The 1,784-nt window shown below is 25.5% G+C and carries 1 protein-coding gene; it reads left to right on the top strand.

Annotated elements, in window-relative coordinates; all coding sequences use genetic code 11:
- Window positions 1-88 precede the first annotated feature (88 nt).
- Complete coding sequence (locus I4V16_RS17275) at window positions 89-1,678, top strand: IS1182 family transposase (protein WP_195966946.1); 1,590 nt, start codon at window positions 89-91, stop codon at window positions 1,676-1,678.
- The last annotated feature ends 106 nt before the right edge of the window (window positions 1,679-1,784 follow it).

Raw genomic sequence — 1,784 nt, 5'->3', positions numbered from 1 at the left:
AAGGGGCTGTATCAAAATAAATTTTGATATTCGCTGATAGAAAAAGGAAGTTCGAATTTGAACTTCCTTTTTTGTGCATAATAATATCATGAAATCATTTAATAAAAATGTGATACCTATGCATCAAATAGGTTTCCCAATAGATACTAATTTTATACCAAAAGAAGATGATCCAGTAAGACTACTATTTAATGTTACGGAGGGATTAAATTATAAAAAATTATATGAAACATACTCTACATTAGGTAGAAATCCAGTAGTTGAACTTATCATCTTATTTAGAATAATTATATATGGTTATATTAATAAACTATATTCTAGTAGAGAAATTGAAAAAGCATGTAAGCGTGATATAAATTTCATCTGGCTTTTGCAGGGGCAAAAGGCTCCGGATCATAATACAATTGCAAGATTTAGAGTAAATCATCTAGAAAAATGTATTGATGATCTGTTTAATCAATTAGTAATAAAATTAGGTGAAATAAATGAAATAGAATATAAAAATATATTTATTGATGGTACTAAAATCGAAGCGAATGCCAATAAATATACTTTTGTATGGAAAAAGGCTACAGATAAATTTGAGAATAAGCTTCAAGAAAAGGTTAAAAATATCTTATTTGAGATATCATCAGAATTTAAAATTAATGTAGGTAAAATTAAAGAGAAAATATCTGTTAATCAAGTTACTAAAATATTAAATGAAATTGATGATATTAAAATATCTAATAATATTACATTTGTTCATGGAAAAGGTAAAAGAAAAAGTAAATTGCAAAAGTATATTGAAATTTTAAAAGAGTTTATTGAAAAACAAAGTAAATATGATGATTACAACAATATATTTAATGGGCGTAATAGTTTTTCAAAGACAGATAAAGACGCTACCTTCATGCATATGAAGGAAGATCATATGAAAAATGGTCAATTAAAACCAGGGTATAATATACAAATTGGTGTTGAAGGTGAATATATTGTTGGAGTTGATGTATCTAGTGAACGTTCAGATCAATTAACTTTAATCCCTTTTTTAGATAAATTAGAAAAAGGATTACCTATTAAGTTTGAAAATGTTATAGCTGACGCTGGATACGAAAGTGAAGAAAATTATAATTATTTATCAGAGAATAAACAAAATTCTTATATAAAGCCACAAACTTACGAAAAATCAAAGAATAAAAAATTTAAAAATGATATAAGTAAGAGAGAAAATATGACTTATATTAGTGAAGATGATTATTACATATGTGCTTTTGGAAAGAAATTAAAACCTGTTTCAACTAAATATAGAAAATCTAAGTCGGGTTATATATCAACAATTACAATATATGAATGTGAAAACTGCAATGGATGTACTTATAAAAATAAATGTACCAAAGCCAAAGGGAATAAAAGATTACATGTTTCCAAAGAGTTTATAAAATATCGTAAAAAATCATTAGAGAATATAACGACTCCCGAAGGAAAATTATTAAGATTGAATAGATCTATACAGGTCGAAGGAGCATTTGGTATATTAAAGCAAGATTACGGATTTAGAAGATTCTTACTTCGTGGAAAGAAAAATATAAGAACTGAATTTATGCTTCTTTGCTTTGCATACAATATCAAAAAGTTATTTAATAAAACAATCAAAAAAAGAAATGGGATATTATTGCATCAAATGAAAATAGCGTAAAGTTATAATTTTACAAATAGGAGGCACATAGACTACCTCCTATTTGTTGTGCTTTAAATAAGTGTATATGGTAGTTATTGGAGTAAATGTAATAAATAAATAAATA

This window comes from Clostridium sp. 1001283B150210_160208_E6, from assembly GCF_015669365.1.
Classification (GTDB): domain Bacteria; phylum Bacillota; class Clostridia; order Clostridiales; family Clostridiaceae; genus Clostridium; species Clostridium paraputrificum.
This window is presented reverse-complemented; position numbering and strand designations above follow the sequence as displayed.